General features: G+C 60.8%; 3 protein-coding genes. All 3 read right to left on the reverse strand.

Annotation, left to right across the window (positions count from 1 at the left end):
- Nucleotides 1–47 precede the first annotated feature (47 nt).
- Genes folD through AC2FLJ_RS22760 form a run of 3 tightly spaced genes read right to left on the reverse strand, consistent with a single transcriptional unit; the run spans nt 48 to nt 3042 of the window.
- On the reverse strand, nt 48–950 hold the full coding sequence (gene folD, locus AC2FLJ_RS22750; RefSeq protein WP_282171205.1) for a bifunctional methylenetetrahydrofolate dehydrogenase/methenyltetrahydrofolate cyclohydrolase FolD: 903 nt from the start codon (nt 948–950) through the stop codon (nt 48–50).
- A 52-nt stretch (nt 951–1002) separates the two neighbouring features.
- Nucleotides 1003–1308 (reverse strand): chorismate mutase, encoded by a 306-nt coding sequence (locus tag AC2FLJ_RS22755; protein ID WP_058272292.1) that lies wholly within the window; start codon nt 1306–1308, stop codon nt 1003–1005.
- 57 nt (nt 1309–1365) lie between these two features.
- A complete protein-coding gene (locus tag AC2FLJ_RS22760) occupies nt 1366–3042 on the reverse strand; it encodes a formate--tetrahydrofolate ligase (protein WP_496700165.1) in 1677 nt (558 codons plus the stop codon).
- Nucleotides 3043–3061: the final 19 nt, after the last annotated feature.

Raw genomic sequence — 3061 nt, forward strand, 5'->3', positions numbered from 1 at the left:
AAATTCAGTTTTGTTGGGGCGCATTTTTTGCGCCCCAGCGAAACAGGTCAGGCTGTGAGGCCTTCTGGTTCTGGCAGTTTGTTTGCGCGGCAGCAGGCGGTGAGGGTGTTGGCCAGCAGGCAGGCGATGGTCATGGGGCCGACGCCGCCGGGGACCGGGGTGATGGCGCCGGCGCGTGCTGCGGCGCTGGCATAATCGACGTCGCCGACCAGTTTGTTCTTGCCTTCACCTTTTTCGGGCGCATCAATGCGGTTGATGCCCACGTCGATGACGGTCGCCCCTTCCTTGATCCAGTCGCCCGGCACCATTTCGGGGCGGCCAACGGCGGCCACGACGATATCGGCGCGGCGGACCACGTCGGGCAGATCCTTGGTGCGGCTGTGCGCGATGGTCACGGTGCAGCTGTCGCCCAGCAGCAGCTGCGCCATCGGCTTGCCAACGATGTTCGAGCGTCCGATCACAACCGCATCCATGCCCGACAATGAGCCATGGTGGTCGCGCAGCATCATCAGACAGCCCAGCGGGGTGCAGGGCACCATCGATTTCTGACCGGTGCCCAACAGGCCCACGTTGGAGATATGGAACCCGTCCACATCCTTGGCCGGGTCGATCGAATTGATCACCAGATCCTCGTTCAGATGCTTGGGCAGCGGCAATTGAACCAGAATGCCATGCACAGCCGGATCGTTGTTCAGCTTTTCGACCAGCGCCAGCAGGTCCTCTTCCGAGGTATCGACATCCAGCTTATGCTCGTACGAGTTCATGCCGACCTCGACGGTCATCTTGCCCTTGGAGCGGACATAGACCTGGCTGGCCGGGTCTTCGCCGACCAGAACCACGGCCAGGCCGGGGGTGATGCCGTTTTCCTCTTTCAGCTTTGCGACCTGATCGGCCACTTGCGCACGGACCTTGGCCGCAAAGGCCTTGCCGTCGATAACCTGGGCTACCATCCTTTGATCCCTTCTTTCAAAAACGGATCGGGCGCATGAAGCGCCCGGTCATTCAGTCCGGGCCGAGAACACGTTCCTCACGTGCAATCGACCAGTCAATCAGCATGCGCCACAGTCTTTCGGCCAAATCCGGATCCATTCCCAGCTCGGCCGAGCTTGCGCGCACGCGGTGCACCACGTCTTCGACACGGTCCGGGATACGGGCAGGCAGGCCCTCGCCCGGCTTCAGCTCGGACGCGCGGTCAATGTAGCCTGCGCGCGCCACCAACATTTCGATCAGTTGGCGGTCCAGCTTGTCGATCTGAACCCGCAGATCCTGCATCGTTGCACAGTCTTGCGGCGGTGTCAGAGTGGGCATCGCGATCTCCTCATGGCCCGGGAAAACCCCGGACCACGAGATGTCCTATTCGGCGGCTTAGAACAAGCCCTCGATCTCACCTGCGTCATTGAGGCAGATGGTTTCCGCAGCCGGTTTGCGTGGCAGACCGGGCATGGTCATGATCTCACCGCAGACAACCACGATGAAGCCGGCACCCGCGCTCAGGCGGACCTCACGCACCGGAACCGAATGGCCGGTGGGCGCGCCACGCAGGCTCGGATCGGTCGAGAACGAATACTGCGTCTTGGCCATGCAGACCGGCAGATTGCCGTATCCGGCCTCTTCCCATTCACGCAGCTGGTTGCGGATCTTGTTGTCGGCCAGAACCTCGTCGGCGCGGTAGATGCGCTTGGCGATGGTTTCGATCTTCTCGAACAGCGGCATGTCATCGGGGTAGATCGGTGCGAAGTTGGCACTGCCGCCTTCGACGATCTCGACAACCTTCTCGGCCAGCGGCGCAGAGCCTTCCGAGCCCAGCTCCCAGTGACGCGACAGAACCGCCTCAACACCATGCTCGGCGCAATAGTCGCTGACCGCCTGCACTTCGGCATCGGTGTCGGTGACGAAGTGGTTGATGGCAACCACAACCGGCACGCCAAAGGATTTCACGTTCTCGATGTGACGGCCCAGGTTGGCACATCCCGAGTTGACCGCGTCGACGTTTTCCGCACCCAGATCGGCCTTGGCAACGCCGCCGTTCATCTTCATCGCACGCACGGTGGCAACCAGCACCACTGCAGACGGCGCGATGCCCGCCTTACGGCACTTGATGTTCATGAACTTCTCGGCACCCAGATCGGCCCCAAAGCCAGCCTCAGTCACAACGTAGTCAGCCACTTTCAAAGCAGTCTTGGTGGCAATGACCGAGTTACAGCCGTGCGCGATATTGGCGAACGGGCCACCGTGGACGAATGCCGGGTTGTTTTCCAGCGTCTGCACCAGGTTCGGCTGCATCGCGTCTTTCAGCAGCACGGTCATTGCGCCTTCGGCCTTGATGTCGCGGCAGTAAACAGCGGTCTTGTCGCGGCGATAGGCCACGATGATGTCACCCAGACGCTTTTCCAGATCCTTCAGGTCGTTGGACAGGCACAGGATCGCCATGACCTCGGACGCCACGGTGATGTCAAAGCCGGTTTCGCGCGGGAAGCCGTTCGACACACCACCCAGGGACGCCGTGATCTGACGCAGGGCACGGTCATTCATATCGACCACGCGACGCCATGCGACGCGGCGTACATCGATCTCGGCTTCATTGCCCCAGTAAATGTGGTTGTCGATCATCGCCGACAGCAGCGAATGCGCCGAGGTGATCGCGTGGAAATCCCCGGTAAAGTGCAGGTTCATTTCCTCCATCGGAACAACCTGTGCGTAACCGCCCCCTGCAGCGCCGCCCTTCATGCCGAAGTTCGGGCCCAGCGAGGCTTCGCGAATACAGATCATCGCATTCTTGCCAATGCGGTTCAGACCATCACCCAGACCAACGGTCGTGGTCGTCTTACCCTCACCCGCAGGCGTCGGGTTGATCGCGGTGACCAGCACCAGCTTGCCGTCTTCTCGACCCTGAACCGAGTTGATGAACTCCTGGCTCACCTTCGCCTTGTCATGGCCATAGGGCAGCAGATCAGCAGAATCGATGCCGATCTTAGCGCCAATTTCCTGAATAGGCTTCTTCTGCGCCTCGCGCGCAATTTCAATGTCCGATTTATAGCTCATTGGGCAAAACCCCCGGTTG

The organism is Ruegeria sp. CDSA034, from assembly GCF_059612275.1.